Annotated in this window: 14 protein-coding genes; 6 read left to right on the plus strand and 8 right to left on the minus strand. The window is 56.4% G+C overall.

Translation table 11 applies throughout. From position 1 onward, the window contains the following. Positions 1-114 precede the first annotated feature (114 nt). The 3 genes from GOV80_RS14540 (at position 115) to GOV80_RS14550 (ending at position 4,209) form a co-directional block, all read left to right on the plus strand. Entirely contained in the window at positions 115-1,695 is a 1,581-nt protein-coding gene (locus tag GOV80_RS14540; protein ID WP_170785782.1) for an FMN-binding glutamate synthase family protein, read from the plus strand. Between the two features lie 61 nt (positions 1,696-1,756). Then, the gene (locus tag GOV80_RS14545; RefSeq protein WP_170785784.1) at positions 1,757-2,296 is read left to right on the plus strand and encodes an RNA polymerase sigma factor; all 540 of its coding nucleotides are present in this window, start codon (positions 1,757-1,759) and stop codon (positions 2,294-2,296) included. Beyond that, positions 2,293-4,209, plus strand: coding sequence for a vWA domain-containing protein (locus tag GOV80_RS14550; RefSeq protein ID WP_170785786.1), 1,917 nt, complete (start codon positions 2,293-2,295; stop codon positions 4,207-4,209). Before GOV80_RS14545 ends, GOV80_RS14550 begins: the two co-directional genes overlap by 4 nt. Here GOV80_RS14550 and GOV80_RS14555 read toward each other — a convergent pair. The 4 genes from GOV80_RS14555 to GOV80_RS14570 are packed head-to-tail and all read right to left on the minus strand — an operon-like array spanning position 4,206 to position 8,116. After that, positions 4,206-4,856, minus strand: a complete 651-nt coding sequence (locus GOV80_RS14555; protein ID WP_170785788.1) for an ABC-type transport auxiliary lipoprotein family protein — start codon at positions 4,854-4,856, stop codon at positions 4,206-4,208. The genes GOV80_RS14550 and GOV80_RS14555 overlap by 4 nt on opposite strands. Further along, on the minus strand, positions 4,853-6,169 hold the full coding sequence (locus GOV80_RS14560; protein WP_170785791.1) for an MlaD family protein: 1,317 nt from the start codon (positions 6,167-6,169) through the stop codon (positions 4,853-4,855). The genes GOV80_RS14555 and GOV80_RS14560 overlap by 4 nt, the downstream gene beginning before the upstream one ends. A 5-nt stretch (positions 6,170-6,174) precedes the next feature. Beyond that, complete coding sequence (locus GOV80_RS14565) at positions 6,175-6,990, minus strand: ABC transporter ATP-binding protein (protein ID WP_170785793.1); 816 nt, start codon at positions 6,988-6,990, stop codon at positions 6,175-6,177. Between the two features lies 1 nt (position 6,991). Then, positions 6,992-8,116: an ABC transporter permease gene (locus tag GOV80_RS14570; protein WP_170785795.1), complete on the minus strand. Its 1,125-nt coding sequence runs from the start codon at positions 8,114-8,116 to the stop codon at positions 6,992-6,994. Between the two features lie 189 nt (positions 8,117-8,305). Between GOV80_RS14570 and GOV80_RS14575 the strand changes: the two genes are divergently transcribed. From GOV80_RS14575 to GOV80_RS14585, 3 genes are all read left to right on the plus strand, one after another. Beyond that, positions 8,306-9,838 carry an alkaline phosphatase family protein gene (locus GOV80_RS14575; protein WP_170785797.1) on the plus strand — a complete coding sequence of 511 codons (1,533 nt, stop codon included), beginning with the start codon at positions 8,306-8,308 and terminating at the stop codon, positions 9,836-9,838. A gap of 112 nt (positions 9,839-9,950) precedes the next feature. Continuing rightward, positions 9,951-11,816, plus strand: a complete 1,866-nt coding sequence (locus tag GOV80_RS14580; protein WP_237215855.1) for a PAS-domain containing protein — start codon at positions 9,951-9,953, stop codon at positions 11,814-11,816. Beyond that, positions 11,816-12,517 (plus strand): response regulator transcription factor, encoded by a 702-nt coding sequence (locus GOV80_RS14585; protein WP_170785802.1) that lies wholly within the window; start codon positions 11,816-11,818, stop codon positions 12,515-12,517. Before GOV80_RS14580 ends, GOV80_RS14585 begins: the two co-directional genes overlap by 1 nt. A 72-nt stretch (positions 12,518-12,589) precedes the next feature. On the opposite strand, the gene GOV80_RS14590 is transcribed toward GOV80_RS14585, so the two are convergent. The 4 genes from GOV80_RS14590 to GOV80_RS14605 are packed head-to-tail and all read right to left on the minus strand — an operon-like array spanning position 12,590 to position 18,175. Beyond that, positions 12,590-13,831, minus strand: a complete 1,242-nt coding sequence (locus GOV80_RS14590) for an HlyD family type I secretion periplasmic adaptor subunit (RefSeq protein WP_336510166.1) — start codon at positions 13,829-13,831, stop codon at positions 12,590-12,592. A 52-nt stretch (positions 13,832-13,883) separates the two neighbouring features. Then, positions 13,884-16,031 carry a type I secretion system permease/ATPase gene (locus GOV80_RS14595; RefSeq protein ID WP_170785807.1) on the minus strand — a complete coding sequence of 716 codons (2,148 nt, stop codon included), beginning with the start codon at positions 16,029-16,031 and terminating at the stop codon, positions 13,884-13,886. Further along, complete coding sequence (locus tag GOV80_RS14600; RefSeq protein ID WP_170785809.1) at positions 16,028-17,365, minus strand: TolC family protein; 1,338 nt, start codon at positions 17,363-17,365, stop codon at positions 16,028-16,030. Before GOV80_RS14600 ends, GOV80_RS14595 begins: the two co-directional genes overlap by 4 nt. Further along, positions 17,366-18,175, minus strand: coding sequence for a SapC family protein (locus tag GOV80_RS14605; protein ID WP_170785812.1), 810 nt, complete (start codon positions 18,173-18,175; stop codon positions 17,366-17,368). Between the last annotated feature and the right edge of the window lie 50 nt (positions 18,176-18,225).

Consider the following 18,225-nt stretch of genomic DNA (forward strand, 5'->3'; position numbering starts at 1 on the left):
GACCGCCACTATCACGAATCCGCTGGAACAGGTGACAAATGGCATAAACGCTTGCAACAAAAGATCGAATTGCCCAACTTCCGATGTAACGCAGGCCAGTTCAGGAGAGCCCCAATGATAGTCCGCCGACTCTATTACTTTCTAAGCTGTGTTTGCCTGCCGCTGACCCTGATCCTTGGGTTTGTCTGGTCTCCGATCCATTGGCTGTTGATCTTGCTGATCCCCTACGCCGTGATCGGTCTGTACGACATACTGACGACGAAGCACAATGTTCTGAACAATTACCCGGTGCTTGGGCATTTTCGCTATATGCTGGAGTTTGTCAGCCCCGAAATCCGCCAGTATTTTGTGGAAACGAACGAAAGTGGCCGCCCCTATAACCGAATTGTTCGCGGGTTGGTCTATTCCCGCGCGAAAGGTCAGGTGGACACGCAGGCTTTTGGGACGCAGTACGATATCAATTCCGTGGGTTATCACCGCACCAATCACTCACTCGCCCCAAAACATGTGGACGAAAGCGAAGAGCGCGTTTTGCTGGGCGGTCCGCAATGCTCCCAGCCTTACAATGCTTCGCGCCTGAACGTGTCGGCGATGAGCTTTGGCGCGCTTAGTGCAAATGCGATCAGGGCTCTGAACGGCGGTGCCAAGGATGGAGGATTTGCTCATAACACTGGCGAGGGTGGTTTGTCTCCGCATCATCTGGCCGAGGGTGGGGATATCATCTGGCAGATCGGAACCGGCTATTTTGGATGCCGCTCAGCGGATGGCGGGTTCGACAAGGACAAATTCGCCGAAAAGGCCAAAAAGGACGTTGTAAAGGCAATTGAGATCAAACTGTCGCAGGGGGCCAAGCCCTCGCATGGGGGGGTGTTGCCTGCCGCCAAGGTTGATGAGGAGATTGCTGAAATTCGTGGCGTTCCGGTGCACCAGGACGTCATTTCGCCCCCCACGCACTCCGCCTTTGAGGGTCCGACCGGATTGATGCAGTTCGTTCAGCATCTGCGTGAGATGTCGGGTGGTAAGCCGGTTGGCTTCAAGCTATGCATCGGTCGCCCGTCGGAATTCATGGCAATCTGCAAAGCGATGCTTGAGACAGGCATTCTGCCAGATTTCATCACTATTGACGGGTCCGAAGGGGGCACTGGCGCGGCTCCGGTCGAGTTCACCAACCGTCTGGGCATGCCTCTGAACGAGGCATTGATCTTTGTGAACAATTGCCTGCGTGGCGCAGGGTTGCGCGACAAGATCCGGGTGATTTGTTCGGGCAAAGTGGCCACCGGTTATGACATGATCGAGAAATTCGCGCTTGGTGCGGATATGTGTAACGCGGCAAGGGCGATGATGTTTGCCATTGGTTGTATTCAGGCGCTGCATTGCAACACCAACCGCTGCCCATCCGGCGTCGCCACGCAGGACCCGGTTCGTGGTCGCGCCGTGAACGTGCCGCAGAAACGACAGCGGGTTCATCGCTATCACGACGCCACGTTGGAAAGTTTCCGCGAAATTCTGGGGGCCATGGGCAAAGAGAAAGTGTCCGAACTTAACCCCTCGGATATCCGGCGTCGTACAGCGGATGAGCGAGAGCACTCTTACGCAGAACTGTACGATATCGTGGATGAGGGTGCGTTCCTGGGCGATGCCGTCCCGGATGAGTTCGCAGCCGATTGGAAAATCGCCTCGGCCCAGCATTTCTGATTTTTTTCACGCGCGCGCCAAGGATTGACCTTTTCCATCCGTCTTACTCATCGTGATGCGTATGGAAACATCGGATGAGGATCTGGCCCGGGCGGCGGCAAAAGGCGACGCGGACGCGTTCGCTTCTCTTTTGCGGCGCCACTATGACCGGATTTTCCGGCTGTGTTTCCGGCTGACCGGGCGGGCGGATCAGGCTGAGGACCTGACGCAGGATATCTGCGCGGCGCTTCCTTTGAAAGTCCAGGCCTTTCAGGCGCGGGCCAAGTTCACCACATGGCTTTATCGTGTGGTAGTCAATGCAGCCGAGGATGCGCGTCGCCGCGCCACTTCTCACAGTCGCGTCGCAGCAGGGTGGGGCGACGTCGAACAGATGCGCCGGGCCGAAGCGACCGAGGCCGCCGAGGCCGTGGATTGGTTGCAAAGGGCAATGCGCAGCCTGCCGCAGGATTTGCAGGAGACGCTTGCCCTGACCCTTGAGGAAGAGATGACCCACGCGCAGGCGGCTGAGGTTCTGGGCGTGTCTGAAGGGACGGTCTCGTGGCGTATGTCGGACATCCGAAAGCGCTTGCGGGCCATGCGGCAAGAGGAATTGGACCAATGACCGACGATCTTGACCATCTCAAATCGCTGATGGATGCGGCAACACCCGCCCCCGACAGCGCACGCCGGGCGAATAATCTGGACCGGGCACGAAAATCTTTTGCGCGTGCCCAAGGATCTCGCGTCGGCGCACGTCCCACCGTCAAGCGTGGCCCAGTAGCCCGCCTGACAGAAGGAGCGATTTTCATGCTGAATTCCCTGACTTCCCGTGGTGTTCTGACCGCTACAACAGCCCTTGGGGCTATCGCATTGGTGCTTATTGTCCCGCAGATGCAAACTGGCCCGCTGCGCGTGACGGACCAGATCGAAAGCCGGGTTGTTGAACCGGCACCCATCCCTCAGCCGTTGCCACAAGCCGAGGAAAAATTTGCCGACGCTATCGCCGCTGCCCCGCAGGCGCTGAGCAAGCGCGCGGAAGGTGCAAACAGCGAGCCGACGGTTCGCCTCGGTTGGGATAATGTCGCCGAGGTTGCCCGGATCGCCCCGGCTGCACCCGACGTCGTAGTCGCATCAACTCCGAACACAGAAGCCTTCGCAAACGCCGATAGCAATCCACTGAAAGTCACGGCCGAGGACCCAGTTTCGACCTTCTCGATCGACGTCGACACGGCATCCTATGCGATTGTCCGGTCCTCGCTGTTGAATGGTCAGATGCCACCGAAAGACGCGGTGCGGGTGGAAGAGATGGTGAATTACTTCCCCTACGCCTATCCGGCACCCGATGGTGAGGCCCCGTTTCGTCCGACGATCACGGTCAGCCCGACGCCTTGGAACGCGGGAACGCAGCTTGTGCATATCGGTATTCAGGGCGCGCTGCCCCAGATTGCCGAACGTCCGCCCCTGAATCTTGTGTTTTTGATCGACAGTTCAGGCTCGATGCAGGATGCAAACAAGCTGCCGCTTCTTAAACAGTCTTTCCGGCTGTTGCTGTCGGAACTTGGGCCTGAAGATCAGGTCTCAATCGTGACCTATGCGGGCAATACAGGACAGGTGCTGGAACCGACCCGGGCCACCGAGCGGAGTAAGATTTTGGCGGCGCTGGATAAGCTCGAGGCTGGAGGCGGGACCGCCGGACAAGCCGGGTTGCAACAGGCCTATCAGGTGGCCGGGGAGATTGCGTCGGATGGCGAGGTGACGCGGGTCGTTCTGGCAACAGACGGTGATTTCAATGTGGGGCTGTCGGATCCGGAGGCTTTGAAGGACTTCATCGCTCGGAAACGCGACAGCGGAACTTATCTGAGCGTTTTGGGCTTTGGACGCGGCAATCTGGATGATGCCACGATGCAGGCGCTGGCGCAGAACGGGAACGGGCAGGCGGCCTATATCGACACGCTGGGCGAGGCGCGCAAAGTGCTGGTCGATCAACTGACCGGCGCGCTGTTTCCGATTGCCAATGATGTCAAAATTCAGGTCGAGTTCAACCCCGCGCAAATCGCCGAATATCGCCTGATTGGCTATGAGACGCGGGCACTTCGGCGTCAGGACTTTGACAATGATGCAATCGATGCAGGCGATATCGGGGCAGGGCACAGTGTGACTGCGATTTACGAAGTCACACCTGTCGGCTCCGACGCGATCCGCAATGGTCCCTTGCGCTATGGCGCGTCTCAGGTGGTCGCGGATACGGACGAGGAGATCGGATATTTCAAATTGCGCTACAAGCAACCCGGATCGGACCGCAGCCAGTTGATCGAAAACCCTATTCGTTTCGACCAGGGCGTTTTGACGGACGATGTCGCGTTTTCCCACGCGATTGCGGGATACGCCCAGGCGCTGCGGGGCGGTGAATATCTGGGCAATTGGTCTTATCCGCAAGCCATCGATATGGCCACGGCGGCACGGGGGGACGATCCGTTTGGATACAGGGCCGAGGCAATCATGTTGATGCGCCTGGCCCAGTCCTTGGCCGATTAGAACGACCTTGGGTTATTGGTCGAGTGTGTGTGTATTCTTCGAACGCTCCACTCGACCGCGTCGCGCATGGTTTTGCCCAGGGCGATATCGAAAGCGTTGACCAGATCCGGGGTTTGTTCACTTTCGGCAATCACGGCTTCCTGAAACGAACCCGACGCTATGATCTTGTCTTCGAACTCGTCGATTATCTTGATGTTCATGCGCACTTCTATGCGAACGGTCGACTCGCCATCGGTGCCGCTGACGACTATGCCCTGAAACTCGCGCAGATCGGGGACGATGACATAATCTGCTCGAAGGCCAACAGTGGACCGTCCAACCGCGGCCACTTTGCCGCTGTTTTCATAGCTTTCAACCATTAGCGCCTGCACGATCAGGGGAGCTCGGTCGACCCAACGCGCGCGGGACAGGTACTGTACTTGCAGATGCGAAGGCTGGATCGCAATCTGATCCGTATTGACCGCCGCCGTTGCGGTCGGCTCTTCTACAACGATCTGTTTCTGTACGCGTGGCAGCGACGATGAAAACGTGCTTTTAGGCGTCAGCAGATACAGGTCGTTGGGCTTTGACGCCTGTTGCAACGTACCCAGCCCGGTGCATCCAGCCAGAACCACTGCCGCCAGAACGAAAGGAAGAAACCTGATCATTGGCGAAACTCCGATGCTTGAGTGCCCAGCAGGAACCGCGCGGGGTCACGTTCAACCTTGTCGACCAGCCGATCCAGAGTGACCACCAAACGTTGGGATTGCTCGATGAACCGGGTGAATTGGGGCAGGCCAACGCGCATGAAATCCGAAATCTGACGGCGATTTTCCTGGACGATTCCGTCAATCGTTCCCAGCAGGTTCGAGGCCGATTCCGACGCGCTGAGGATATCCTCGGAAATCTCGTCCAGCCTGTCGGTGAAGCTGGTGACAGTGGTTGCCACCTGATTGGCGGCGTTGCGGATGTCGGCCATGACAGCGCCCACGTCTTCGTTGATCACGCGATTGGCTGAATCAAAGGCGCTCTCGGCTGATGTCAGTGTGCCTTTTGCTGTGTCCATTGCACCGGTGATAGAGCCGAGTGTTTCGTTGGCATTCAGGAAGGTTTCCGTGGCAGTCGCAAGCGCCACGCTGCCTTCATCTGACAGGCCAGACAGATTTTCTGCCAGAGATGAGGCGCGGTCAATAAACGGTCTCAGATCCTGCTGGATAACCTGGTCTGCGGTCTCAAAAGTCGTCTTGGCGCTATCCAGCGCGGCGGCAGCGGATTCAGAGGCCGTCTTGACGCTATTCAGTGTATCGGTTCCGGTGGTCAGAGTGGTCTCGGCCGTATCGGCGAGCTGATCCAGACGTTTGGAGAAGTCCGAAATCTCTCGCGCAGCGCCGCCCAGATCGGCCGAGAGGGATTCGAAATCTGACAGGGTCTTGTCCAGCCGCCCGGTGGCCGAGGCGACGTTGGCCAGAATATCGGAAACGGCCTGTCGGTTTTTTTCGTCTACAACCTCGTTGATGTCTTCAAGCAGGGTGATGGCTTTCTCCATCAACAAAGGCGCGCCTTCGAAGAGGGACTGAATGGCGCTGCGTTTGCTTTGAATCAGGCTGTTCTGCGGTAGGCGTTCTGCGGTTGACGATCCACCGGTCAGTTCCACGAAACTAACGCCGGTCACCCCAAGCGATTGCAATTGCGCAATAGTTTCGGATGTCACCGGGATTTCCGCGTCCACCTCAAGACGGACTCGTACTTTCGAAGGATCGTCCTCATCCAGCTCCAGCGAAATGACCTGTCCGACGGGCAACCCGTTATAGCTGACCCCACCGGCGGCGGAGAGGCCCGAGACATTGTCGAACAGCACCTCATAATACGCGTATTGGCGCGAGATTTCGAATTTGGCGAGCCAAAGGAAGAACCCGAACGCACCAAGAATGCCCGCAAGCGTGAAGGCACCGATCAGGATATAATTTGCTCGGGTCTCCATTGCCTTTACCTGCCTAGCCCTTTTTCTTGTGCCGCGCGTGCCCTTGGGCCGGTGAAATATTCTTGCACCCAAGGATGATCGACTTTGGTCATTTCTTCAATCGGACCTTCAACCAGGACGCGTTTTTCTGCAAGTACGGCAATCCGGTCACAGATGGCATAAAGGCTGTCCAAATCATGAGTTACCATGAAAACGGTCAGCCCAAGCGCGTGTTGCAACTCGCCGATCAGATCGTCATAGGCGGCGGCCCCGATCGGGTCCAAACCGGCGGTGGGTTCGTCCAGAAAGACAATCTCGGGGTCCAGCGCAAGCGCACGTGCAAGGGCGGCGCGTTTACGCATCCCTCCGGACAATTCGGACGGAAACTTGCCGCAGCTAAATTGTGGCAGGCCGACAAGGCTGATCTTGAGGTTTCCTAATGCGCACATCAGGCTTTCACTAAGGCCCGTGTGTTCGCGAAGCGGCGCCATGATGTTTTGCAACACGGTCAGAGAGGAAAACAGCGCGCCATCCTGAAACGCAACGCCCCAGCGCTGTTCAATCTGGCGGCGCTCCTGTTCGGGGCCGTTCACAACATCGACGCCCAGAACCTCGATACTGCCAGCGGCCGGTTTGTTTAGCCCAACGATCGTGCGCAGAAGAACGGATTTCCCGGTGCCTGATCCGCCGACGATGCCCAGAACTTCACCGCGCCAGACATCTAAATCCAGATTTTGATGCACGATCTGAGGGCCGAATTGGTTGGTCAGGTTGCGCACGCGGATAACAGCTTCGCGCTGTGTGTCCGCCTTTTGGCTGTGCTGCGGCAAAGTCCCGTCCATGTCAGACACCCATCACCGAAAAGAAGATGGAAAACAAGGCGTCCAACGCGATCACCATAAAAATGGATTGAACCACAGACGCCGTTGTACGCTGCCCAACGCTTTGGGCCGAACCCTTGACCTGTAACGCCTGCCAGCAGGCAATCACCCCGATCACAAGCGCAAAGAAAGGGGCCTTGATCATGCCGATGGCAAATTGCCAGATGCCTGTGTTTTCTTTCAGACGCGTGGCGAACATGCCGGGGCTGACGCCCAGATCAATCCAGCTCATCAATCCGCCGCCGATCAGGGCCGCCATATTGGCAATGAACCCCAGAATGGGCAGCATGACCAGCAATGCCATGACGCGGGGTATGACCAGAACTTCGATCGGATCCAGGCCGAGGGTCCTCATCGCGTCAATCTCTTCTTGCACTTTCATCGACCCGATCGAGGCCGTAAAGGCCGAGCCAGAGCGGCCCGCCACGATGATGGCCGTGAGCAAAATGCCCAGTTCCCGAAGGACCGAGATCGAGATCAACTCGACCACGAAGATCTCGGCTCCGAATTGCTTCAGCTGGGTTGCGCCCTGAAACGCCAGAACCACCCCGATCAGAAAGCCCATCAGCGCGACTATTGGAATGGCGCGAAAGCCGGTTTCCTCCATTTGCGACACAAGCGCGGCACCGCGCAGTCGTCGAGGCATCATTAAGGTGCGCATCAACCGGTGCAGGGTCATCCCAAGGAATTCCAGCATCGACAGCGTGTCTTTCCACCCTCCTGCAGTCCGCTTGCCCAGACTTTCGATCCAATCTGCAAAACTGCGACTAGTGTCTTCTGATTCCGGATCCTCGGGGATGTTGCGTGTGACCGTCTCGATCAGGTCGGAATACGCGGGCAACGCCCCTTGAAACCGCACCTCGGCTCCGGCCAGTTTCGCCCTATGCGCAAGGTCGGCAACCACCCAAGCCCCACTGGTGTCCAGCGCCTGGATTCCAGACAGATCAATGATCAGATTGCTATCGTCAGGCTTATACGCAGCAAAGCTCTGTTCGACGCTACTGAGTGTCTGAGTCAGCAAGTCTCCGGACACCCGAAGGTAAACGCCGTCGGCGCTTGTTTCCGAATTCAGGCTAGGTCGCGTCATGGCTGTATGTGATGTAAAACAGTGTGGGGCTGCAATGTAATTTTTTGGGAAGAAGCAATTTTGTCCCTGCATCATGTCGTGAATGCGACAAGCCCCAAAGCCAGATTGCGCATGGTCTATACCTATTGCTCAATTCACCTGTTCAGGACAGTGTGGCCGCAGGTTAAATTCGGGTTTGAGAGAATTGACATGCCGCAGTCGGGGAATGTCCTTTTCATTGTCATTGATCAGCTTCGGGCAGATTGTCTGAGCGGCGCTCTGGCGGATTGTATCGAGCTGCCGAATCTCAGGGCGTTGACAGCTGATGCCGTCCGCTTTGACCGCCATTTTTCAGTCACCAATCCCTGTGGGCCGTCGCGGGCATCTATCCTGACTGGGCAATATGCGATGAACCACCGGTCTGTGCGCAACGGAACGCCCCTGCGGCATGACACGCCCAGCATCGCATCGGAAATGCGAAAGGCGGGGTATCGCCCGATGTTGTTCGGCTATACCGATACTTCGGCGGACCCAAGGGCCTATGATGCGTCAGACCCGATCCTCAAATCTTATGAGCATCCGATGCCTGGTTTTGATGAAGTGCTGGAGATGCGGTTGGAGGAGTCCTATCCTTGGCGCGCCCATCTGATGCAAAAGGGCTATGCGTTTCAGGACTATTGGGATCTTCACAAGCCAACCGCACCCGACGGTGGCGCGCCAAGGCTGAACGATCCCGCACCTTATCGGGCCGAGGACAGCGACACAGCCTTTCTGACGGACAGCTTCCTGAACCATATGGCGCCGATGGCCGGTCAGGGCTGGTTTGCGCATTTGACCTATATCCGGCCGCATCCGCCGCTGGTGGCCCCGTCGCCCTATAACGACATGTATGATCCCGCCGCGTTGCCTTTGCCGATCCGGCACGCAGACGAGGCGCAAGATCGCGCCATGCACCCGTTCTTTGAGCCGACCATAGACCGCCATAGCGCACGAGACGTTGTGTTGGGGTTCGATGAAGTCGAACCGAGTGATCAGAATATTCAGACATTGCGGTCCGTCTATCTGGGCCTGACCACAGAGGTCGATCACCATATTGGGCGAGTTATCCAGTTTTTGAAAGACAGTGGCCAGTATGAGCAGACGCTTATCGTAGTGACCGCAGACCATGGCGAGATGCTGGGCGATCATCATAGCTGGGGCAAAATGACGGTGTTTGACGCCGCCTATCATACGCCACTGATCATTCGGGTGCCGGGCAATCAGGCACAGGTCGGTCAGGTTGTGACCGTTCCGACCGAGTCCATTGATATCGCGCCCACCATCCTCGACTGGGTTGGCCGGACGCCGCCCAATGCGATGGACGGACGGTCATTGCTGCCCTTGCTGACGGGGGACGCGCCCGAAGATTGGCGCAATTACACCTACAGCGAACTGGATTTCGGAGATCCGCAAGCAAAAACTCTATGGCAACAGCGGCTTGGAACCGGCCATAGCGCCTCGAACCTGTCCATCTTGCGCGACGCGCGGTTTACTTTGGTCGAATTTGCCGCTGACTTGCCGCCCATTCTGTTCGATCACCAACAGTCCGGTGAAATGCAAAACGTAGCCAACGATCCCGCATATGCAACCGATCTGGCCCGTTTGGGGCGGCAGATGCTGCGTCACCGGATGCGCAATACGGATCATACGCTGTCCTTGCATTCCATCACCTCGGATGGACCGAAGGTGCAAAACCGCTATTGAAACGCACTGGCGCGTATGTCGCGCCTGTGCCCTCTACACCTGTGAAAGATCCGGTGCTACGCATATATCGGGGAGAACAGGTTTGGACTTAACTGACAAGAATATAAAGGCCATGACGACCGCGGGCCTAAACCTGATTGGTCAGGGGCTGTCGATCTATGACAGCCAGTTGCGGATGGTCGTCAGCAATCGTCCGTTTCAGGAAATGTTCGATTTGCCGGATCGCTTGGTCCAGCCCGGCGCGTTCTTTCATGACACGATCCGATATCTTGCCGAACTTGGCGAATATGGCGACGTAGCCGATGTCGATACAATCGTAGAACAACGTGTCCAACAGGCACTTGCATTCGAACCCCACTATATGGAACGCGTGCGGGCCAATGGGCAGGTGATCTCGGTCGAGGGGGCGCCGCTGCCCAAAGGTGGCTGGGTCGCCGTTTATACCGACATCACCAACACCAAACAGGCCGAGGCCCTGTTGCGCGCCCGATCCGAGGAATTGTCCGAACAACTTCTGGACCGTGCCGAAGAATTGACGGCAACAAACCGGAAACTGGCTGCGACGATCTCGGCGCTGGAGGAAGCCAAACGCCAGTTGACCGAGATCGAAGCCCGTACCCGGATGACGACCGAGATGATGCCAGCCCATATCGCGCATCTGGATTCCGAGGGTCGCTATGATTACTCGAACCGCCGTCTGAGCACCGTACTGCCCGGCCGGCCGTCCGATATACTTGGGATGCATATTTCGCAAGCGTTGGGATCGGCCACATATCTCCGGGTCGAAGCGCATTTGCAAAATGCCTATTGCGGAGAACCTTCGGTTTTTGAGTTTAACGAGGATCAGGATTCTCGTCGCATTCGGGTCTCGTTCACGCCAGATGGCGAAGGAGGCGTATATGTCATGTCGGTGGATATCACCGAAGAAACGCAGGCCAGAGTCGCACTGCAACAAACACGCCGTCGGGCGATGGCTGCGCAGATGACCAGCGGGCTGGCGCATGATTTCTCGAACCTGTTGACGATCATTCTGGGCATACAGTCGCGGCTGCAAAAGATGGATCTGCCCGAAAGCGCCCGAGAACTGGTGGCCGCCACGCAACAGACGGCGCGCCGAGGCGGCCAGCTTCTAAACCGCATCGCCGACATGACCGGCAGCAGAACGCCGCAGCCCAAGGCAACCGATATGCGAGGTTTGTTAGAGGATTTGCGTATCCTTGCCTCACCCTCTCTGCCACGCGGCGTGGGTCTTTCGGTGGTGAATACTCTGCCAGATGAGGCGCTGATGCTGGATCCGGGCATGGTGCAGGACGCATTGCTGAACCTGGTTCTGAATGCGCGCGATGCCTGTGGCGGCTCCGGGCAAGTGACGATCAGTGCACATACGATCGGGACGATCTGGATCGAAATTGCGGTGTCCGATACCGGCCCCGGTTTCTCGACCGAGGCGCTGGACAAGGCCCTGAACCCGTTCTTTACCACCAAGGGCGACAAAGGGTCGGGCCTGGGGCTGCCAATGGTCTATGACACGGTGAAATTGGCCGGCGGCGATCTGAGCCTGCGCAACACGCCGTCCGGTGCATCCGTCGTTCTGCGGCTGCCCTATCGTCCCGCGCCGCCGGTGCAGGAAGGGTTGGTCTTGTTGGTCGAAGACAGCGATGCCTTGCGCCAGGACTTTCGCGATATGCTGATTGATCTGGGGTTCACTGTGATCGAGGCCACCTCTGCCGATGAAGCGCTGGCTTTGACCAGTGACCTGAACGACATCGCGTTGGTTTTGTCAGATATTCGGCTTGAAGGGGATGCAACCGGTTTGGACTTGCTGACACGGATGCGGTCACGTTTACCAACAATCCTGATGACATCCCTGCCATATTCCGACCCGTTACACCGCGAAGCTCTGACGCGCGCCCCTGTTCTGCGCAAACCCTTTACGCGGGCACAACTTTCCGCCCTTCTCCGATCCGAGGTTGCTTGATGACACAGCCATTGGTCACCATCGTCGATGACGAACCTGAAATCCGCCGCATCCTGACCGATGCCCTGGAAGATGCCGGGTTCCGGACTCAAAGCTTCGCCCGAGCCCGCGAATTCGAGGCGTCGCTAAAACGCGCCACACCCGATGTCTGCCTTGTGGATCTGTCTCTGCCCGACACGGACGGCTTGGCGCTGGTGCACCGGTTGGCGTTGGAGCAAGGCGCGGCAGTCATCATCATTTCCGGCCGAGCGCAAGTTCAGGACCGCGTCACAGGGCTTGAATTGGGGGCCGATGACTATATCACCAAACCCTTTGATCCTGCCGAAGTTGTTGCGCGTATCCGCGCCCGATTGCGATCGCCGCGGGTACAGGCCGTGCAGTCGGATACGGCCCGCTTTAACGGCTGGTCGGCTTATTTCGATCGCTACATCCTTGAGAACGAGGATGGTGCGGAAACTTCGTTCAGCCATGCGGAAGGCGAAGTTCTACGACTGTTTCTTGAAAGTCCTAAACGCTTGATCAGCCGCGCTCAGATGCAAGAGGCGCTGGGTGGGGGAGCCGGTGACAGTTTTGACAGGGCCATGGATGTGCGCATATCTCGGCTGCGGACGAAGCTGGGTGAAGACCCTAAAAACCCGCGTCTGATCAAGACGATTTATGGCGCAGGCTATATTTTTCTGGGGGATGTTGAGTGGGCCTGATCGGACGGTCTCATAGTCGTCGAGACCCCGCTGCCCAGTTTGTACATGAGATGCGGAGACTTTCAGACGGGACTATTCGCGAAACGCTTGGTCTTTGACTTTGACGACGGGACGCAAAACGTAGTCCAGCACGGTTTTCTTGCCCGACAAAATATCCACTTCTGCGATCATGCCTGGGATAATTTCCACTTCTACACCATTGGCATCCAAAATCGAGTGTTTGGTCTGAATTTCGACGACAAAAACCTCTTCGTCATTTCGCTCGGACCGGGTGATGGTGTTGGCTCCAATCCGCGTGATCTGGCCATCCAATGCACCATAACGGGCAAAGTCGTAGGCCGTAATCTTTACTTTGACCGGCTGCCCTGCGCGTAGAAAGGCGATATCTTCCGGTTTTACATAGGCTTCGACCAGCAAGCGATCGTCGAGAGGGATAATCTCGATCAACTCTTCTCCGCTTCTGGCCAGCCCTCCGATCGTAGTACGGTAGATCCGATTAACCACGCCGCGCATTGGGGATTTGACTTGGGCACGTTCGGCACGATCCTTAAGGGCCGGTAAAAGAGGTTGTAGGGTCGCAAGTTCTGCCGTGGTGATCGCCAAATCGGTCAATGCTGCGCTTCGAAACCGGCTTTGCGCTGCTAAAATCCGATCGTCAATTTCATCCAGCCCGGTTTTCAAGCGATGCGTGATCGCAACAGCCCGTGTAAGCCGCCCCTCCCATTCGGCCTCATTTCGTCGCAACGTCAGCAGTGTCGTCGCAGGTTCCATACGCTGTTCGACCAATGGTGTCATGATGGCGCGTTCCTCTGCCAGTATTTGCAAGGTTTCGTCGGCAGTTACCTGATCAACTAAGCTTTCCTCGTATTCCCGGTGACGTTGTTGTCGTTGTCGCTCCAGGATCGCGATCTCAGATCTCAACTCGGATTGCCGGGCGTCAAATAGGGCCGCTTCCGATCTGACGACTTCCGGCGCGCCTTCGACCAGCCTTGGCGCAAATCGCAATTCGGTTTCGTTTATTTCCGCCTGCAACCGGTGGACTCTGGCCATCAAGCCAAAAGCCCTTTGTTGTTCCTGGTTGAGTTGGCTGTCTATTTGCGTGGTGTCGAACTCCATCAACAATGCGCCCTCATCCACGATTTGGCCTTCTTTGACGTGCAGCGATCGCAATACGCCGGATTCTGTGGCGTCGATGAGTTGAACATTGGCTGATGGAACGATGCGCCCGTCCACGCGTGTGACGTCGTCCAACTCAGTAAAATACGCCCAGAACCCTACTGTCAGCAGGCAAGCCAGAATTGCAAACAACAACACAGAACCGCGCCAAGGAGATTGCCCCCTTATTTCATTGACCAATGATGCAAAGTCAGGATGCTGCGACATTCAGATGCCTCCCATTGGGGCGTGGCTGCCGCGTCAAAATCGATTTTGGCCCATCTGCGGCAACCTGTCCGTTTTCGATCACGATAATCCGGTCAACAAGCGCCAGAAGGCTGGTGCGGTGGGTCACGATAATCATCGTGTCGCGTTTGGTAGCGCTATGCAGGCGCTTTATGACCTCAGCCTCGGTTTTCACATCCATCGCGCTCGTGGGTTCGTCCAGTAAAAGTACCGGAGGACGGCCAATCAAAGCCCGTGCCAAGGCAATGGCTTGGCGTTGCCCGCCGGACAATCCTTCGCCACGTTCGGCAAGAGGCTGGTCATAACCGCCAGGATGGTCGGCGATGAAATCTTCCACTCCGGCAACTTGCCCTGCGTCAATTAGGTCCTGATCTTGCGGCCTGATCGTGCCACTGGCAATGTTTTCACGGATCGTTCCCGAAAACAGCCATATGTCCTGAAGCACTGAACCAATGTTGCGCCGCAGGTCGCCTGGATCAATTTGTCGGATGTCTACACCATCCAGCATCACTGACCCTGCGCGGGGCTGGTAGAGACCCAGCAATAGCCGCGAGATAGTGCTTTTGCCCGACCCGATGGGGCCTAGAATTGCGACTTTTTCGCCAGCTTCAATTTCGAAGGACACATCGCTGAGGGTGTCACGGGTTTGACCAGGGTAAGAAAACGAGACGTTCTTAAATGCGATACGTCCTTCAATAGTGCCACGGGTGATCCATGTCCTCCCTTGAGGACGCTCGCTTTCTGCTTCCATCAGCGCGTTCAGATTGCGGTACGCGCTGAGCGCCTGATTTGCGCGTGTCAACGTTTGCGCGAGCTGCCCCAAAGGGGCGAGAGCCCGACCGGTCAACATGACCGAGGCGACAAGGGCACCCATACTGGTCGCCCCTTCGGTGATCAGAAAGACACCATAGAACACGATCAAGACCTGGGCTGCTTGCTGAGTGAACCCTGTCAGGTTCAGAGCCAATTGAGTAATAGCTCGACTTTTTACACTGTGTGATGCCTGCCGTTCGACCGCACCTTCCCAACGGCAACGCATCTGATTGGCAGCGGCCGTCGTTTTGATGGTTTCAAGTCCCGAAACCGTTTCGACCAAAACGGATTGTTTGGATTGCCCTCCGGAAAAGCTTTGTTCGGCCAACCGGGACAAAAACGGTTGCACGGCCAGCCCCGAAAGCAACACGATTGGCACTGCCATGGCCGGTATTATGGCAAGAGGGCCACCAACAAGGTGGATGACGAATACGAACAAAGCGACAAAAGGCAGATCAACGACAGCAACCAAGGTTGCCGAGGTGAAAAACTCGCGCAGCGTTTCAAACTCGCGAACTGTGCTGGCCATAGCGCCCGTCGATCCGGTTCTGGATTTCATCTGAATGTTGAGAAGGTGGTCGAAAATGCGTCGTCCCATCATCCTGTCCGATTTTTGACCTGCTCGGTCGATAAACCCGGCGCGCAACAGTTTCAGGACGAAGTCGAATACCAGTGCTAGACCGACACCAAGGGTCAATGCGATCAGCGATTCAGTTGCTTCATTGGGTAGCACTCGATCATAGACCACCATGATAAAGACAGATGTGGAAAGCCCGAGCAAATTTGCCACCGCAGCCGCAAGCGCAACTTGCGTGTAGGACCAGCGGTTTGAACCAATGGCCGACCAAAACCAATGACCGGTCTCGGGTCTGAATGTCCTGTTGTGATCTTCGTTGTGCACGCGCCGAAACAATATCGCGTAGCCAGTGTAGATCGTTGCCAACTTAGCCCCTTCGATCTCGGTTATTTCGTTTCCCATCTTTGGGTCAAAAATCAGGAGATCGCCGTTTTCCGAAAAACCGTGAAAGACGACGGCGTGTTGATCTGTCAGAAGTAAAATTGCGGGCGTAAAACTACTGTCCAAATCCCCGAGCGCCCAACGCCCATAACCGGCTTGCAACCCAGCATTCTGAGCCACCTCGAGCAGGTCGTGAATGGTCAGCCCGTCGCCGTCTCCGGTTAGTGCGGCATTCAATGCAGCGCTTGTAAGTGGACGATCGAGATGAGCTGCAACGTGCAAAAAACACGTTTCAAGCCCAGACGTTTTGGACGGCCCAATCAGAATTTGTTGTTGTGTCATTGTCTTGCCCCCTGGGTCACGACCCCAAGGCCGAGAAGGTCCAAAATGTCACCTGTCAAACTGAGCGCAGCATAGTTCGTCAAAAAGAAATTCTGATCTGCCAGGATCAGCCTTTCCTGAGCGTTTACATAGTCACGTTGGGCGTCGAGAATTTCGATGAGACTACGCCGACCTATGGTGAATTGCGCCCGCGCTGCCTCCACGCTGTCTTCGTTTGCCTTCGCGGCGATCTTGGCAGCTTGCAGTCGCTTGGCGCCGGCTTGCTGGTCAGAGCGAATAAAGTCAAGCTCGCGCCGGATATCTCGTATCAGCGTCTCGCGCGCGAATTCGGCTTCGCTTACTCTGGTTTCAGCGGCAGAAATCGAAGCGCGGCGCTGGCCGGTGCTATCCAGCTCATAGTTCACGGACAGGTCAATTCCGAAATCTGTATCATCGTCATCGTCGCGGTCTGCAAAGGCAGCCAATTCAACGCCCGGACGACGGCGTGCCAAAGCCGCTGTCAAATCTGCCTTAGCGGCCAATAAGGCCGCGTCTGCTCGTCTGACCTGAGGGCTGTTCACTACAATTTCCGTGTCTGTTCGCGTCAGCTTCGGCGCCTTTGCCGGCTTCGATAGATCCCCGGCCTGTTGGCCGAAGATGTCGCGGAATTGCGCTTCGGCACGGTCGATTCTGGCGCGTGCATCTGCGAGGCGTGTCTGCGCATCCGCCATTCGAGATCGCGCCGCCATGACATCCGCCGTTGATCCGGCACCAAGAGAGGACCTTTCAGTGATCTGGTGCAGGATATCTTCGTGAACTTCGACGTTTCGAACTGAAATGTTGAAAATCTCACGACGGCTGAGAACCGAAACGTACGCTTCGATTGCTGCAAGAGCTATTGCGGACCCTGTTTGCAGTTGGTCTCCCCTGCTTTCAAGGACGCGCGCTTTTGCTGCGGTTAGCTCACTGGAGGCGACCCCGCCATCATAGACGAGTTGGGAAATACGAACGTAGGGCGTGAAATTCGCAAGGTCGGAATCGGATCGTTGCGATCGAGCGCTGAGACCGAGATTTACTTGGGGAAGAAAAGCTCCACGTGCCGCTTCTTCGGTTGCGGTAGCTCTTTTATAGCGGCTTTCACTTTCTGCAAGGCTCGGGTTGTTCTCGACCGCCTGCTTAATGCGTTGCCCAAAAGACGTTCGAAGCAGGGTCAGTGAAGGAGCAGTGGCCCCGCGACCGACTGCACCAGCGGAAAGAGACGAGTCGACATAAGATAAATCCGGTCCGAAAGCGCAAGCGGTAAGCCAGCCTGAGAGGATGAAGTAAAGGACCAGTCTTCTAGGGGATAGCCGCATTTAATAACTACCGTTTTGTTGAATTTCGTTCCATTGGGCGAGGGCCATTGCGCCGAGGAAACCCGATAGATCTGAATTTTCGGTGTACGAGGTTTGGGCTTGACAAGTTGTCAGATTTCGCTCGGCGCTTGCCAGCCAAGCGCAATGAGACAACGACACTTGATGGGCGTGAACCAGCCGCAGCGTTCCATCATTGATCAGCGCCAATTTATCTTTGTCGGTCAGGGCCGCCAGCTTTCCAGAATCTACGGTAAGAATACCTTCGGGAAATTCGATTCCTTCGTGCATTCCGGCGGATTGCAGCAAGTCAAACGTATCCAATTTATTGCAAATCGCTGCGGTTTTCTGTTCGTTTTGAGCCCGCATTTTTAAGAAGCCAAAGACCTGGCGCAGTTCAGGCGTTAGATCACCGCTGGCATTGAAGAAGGGTTCTCCATCCTGACCTACAAACCCCAGTGACTCGTCGACCAAAAGCCCCTCTGCGTTCAAGTCCTGCTTGGCTGGATCTTGACTGGTGCGCCAGCGAAAAGGAGGACAGCGCAAATCGGATGGAACATAGCCTGCCAACCATCGCCCATCATCTGAGACGAAAGGGGTGCGGGCGCCGCTTAGACTCAGCAAAGCAAAGGGGTGAATTTCAGTGCCCGCGCGCCGAAACACGATCGGAAAAGCCGCCGCAACCTGACGAATCTCTTTCTCGACGATCGGACATTCTGTGAGGTTTTGCGCAAAGCGAAAAGAGGTAAAACGTTTCCAGTATTTTCCTTGGTACCTCGAAAACGTCAGTGGAAACTGACCGTTCTGTGCCATATTCACCTCATGCAGATATAAGACACCGCCGATTTTCAAATTCGGCAGTA

It is taken from the genome of Ruegeria lacuscaerulensis, assembly GCF_013034685.1.
Classification (GTDB): Bacteria; Pseudomonadota; Alphaproteobacteria; order Rhodobacterales; family Rhodobacteraceae; genus Ruegeria; species Ruegeria lacuscaerulensis_B.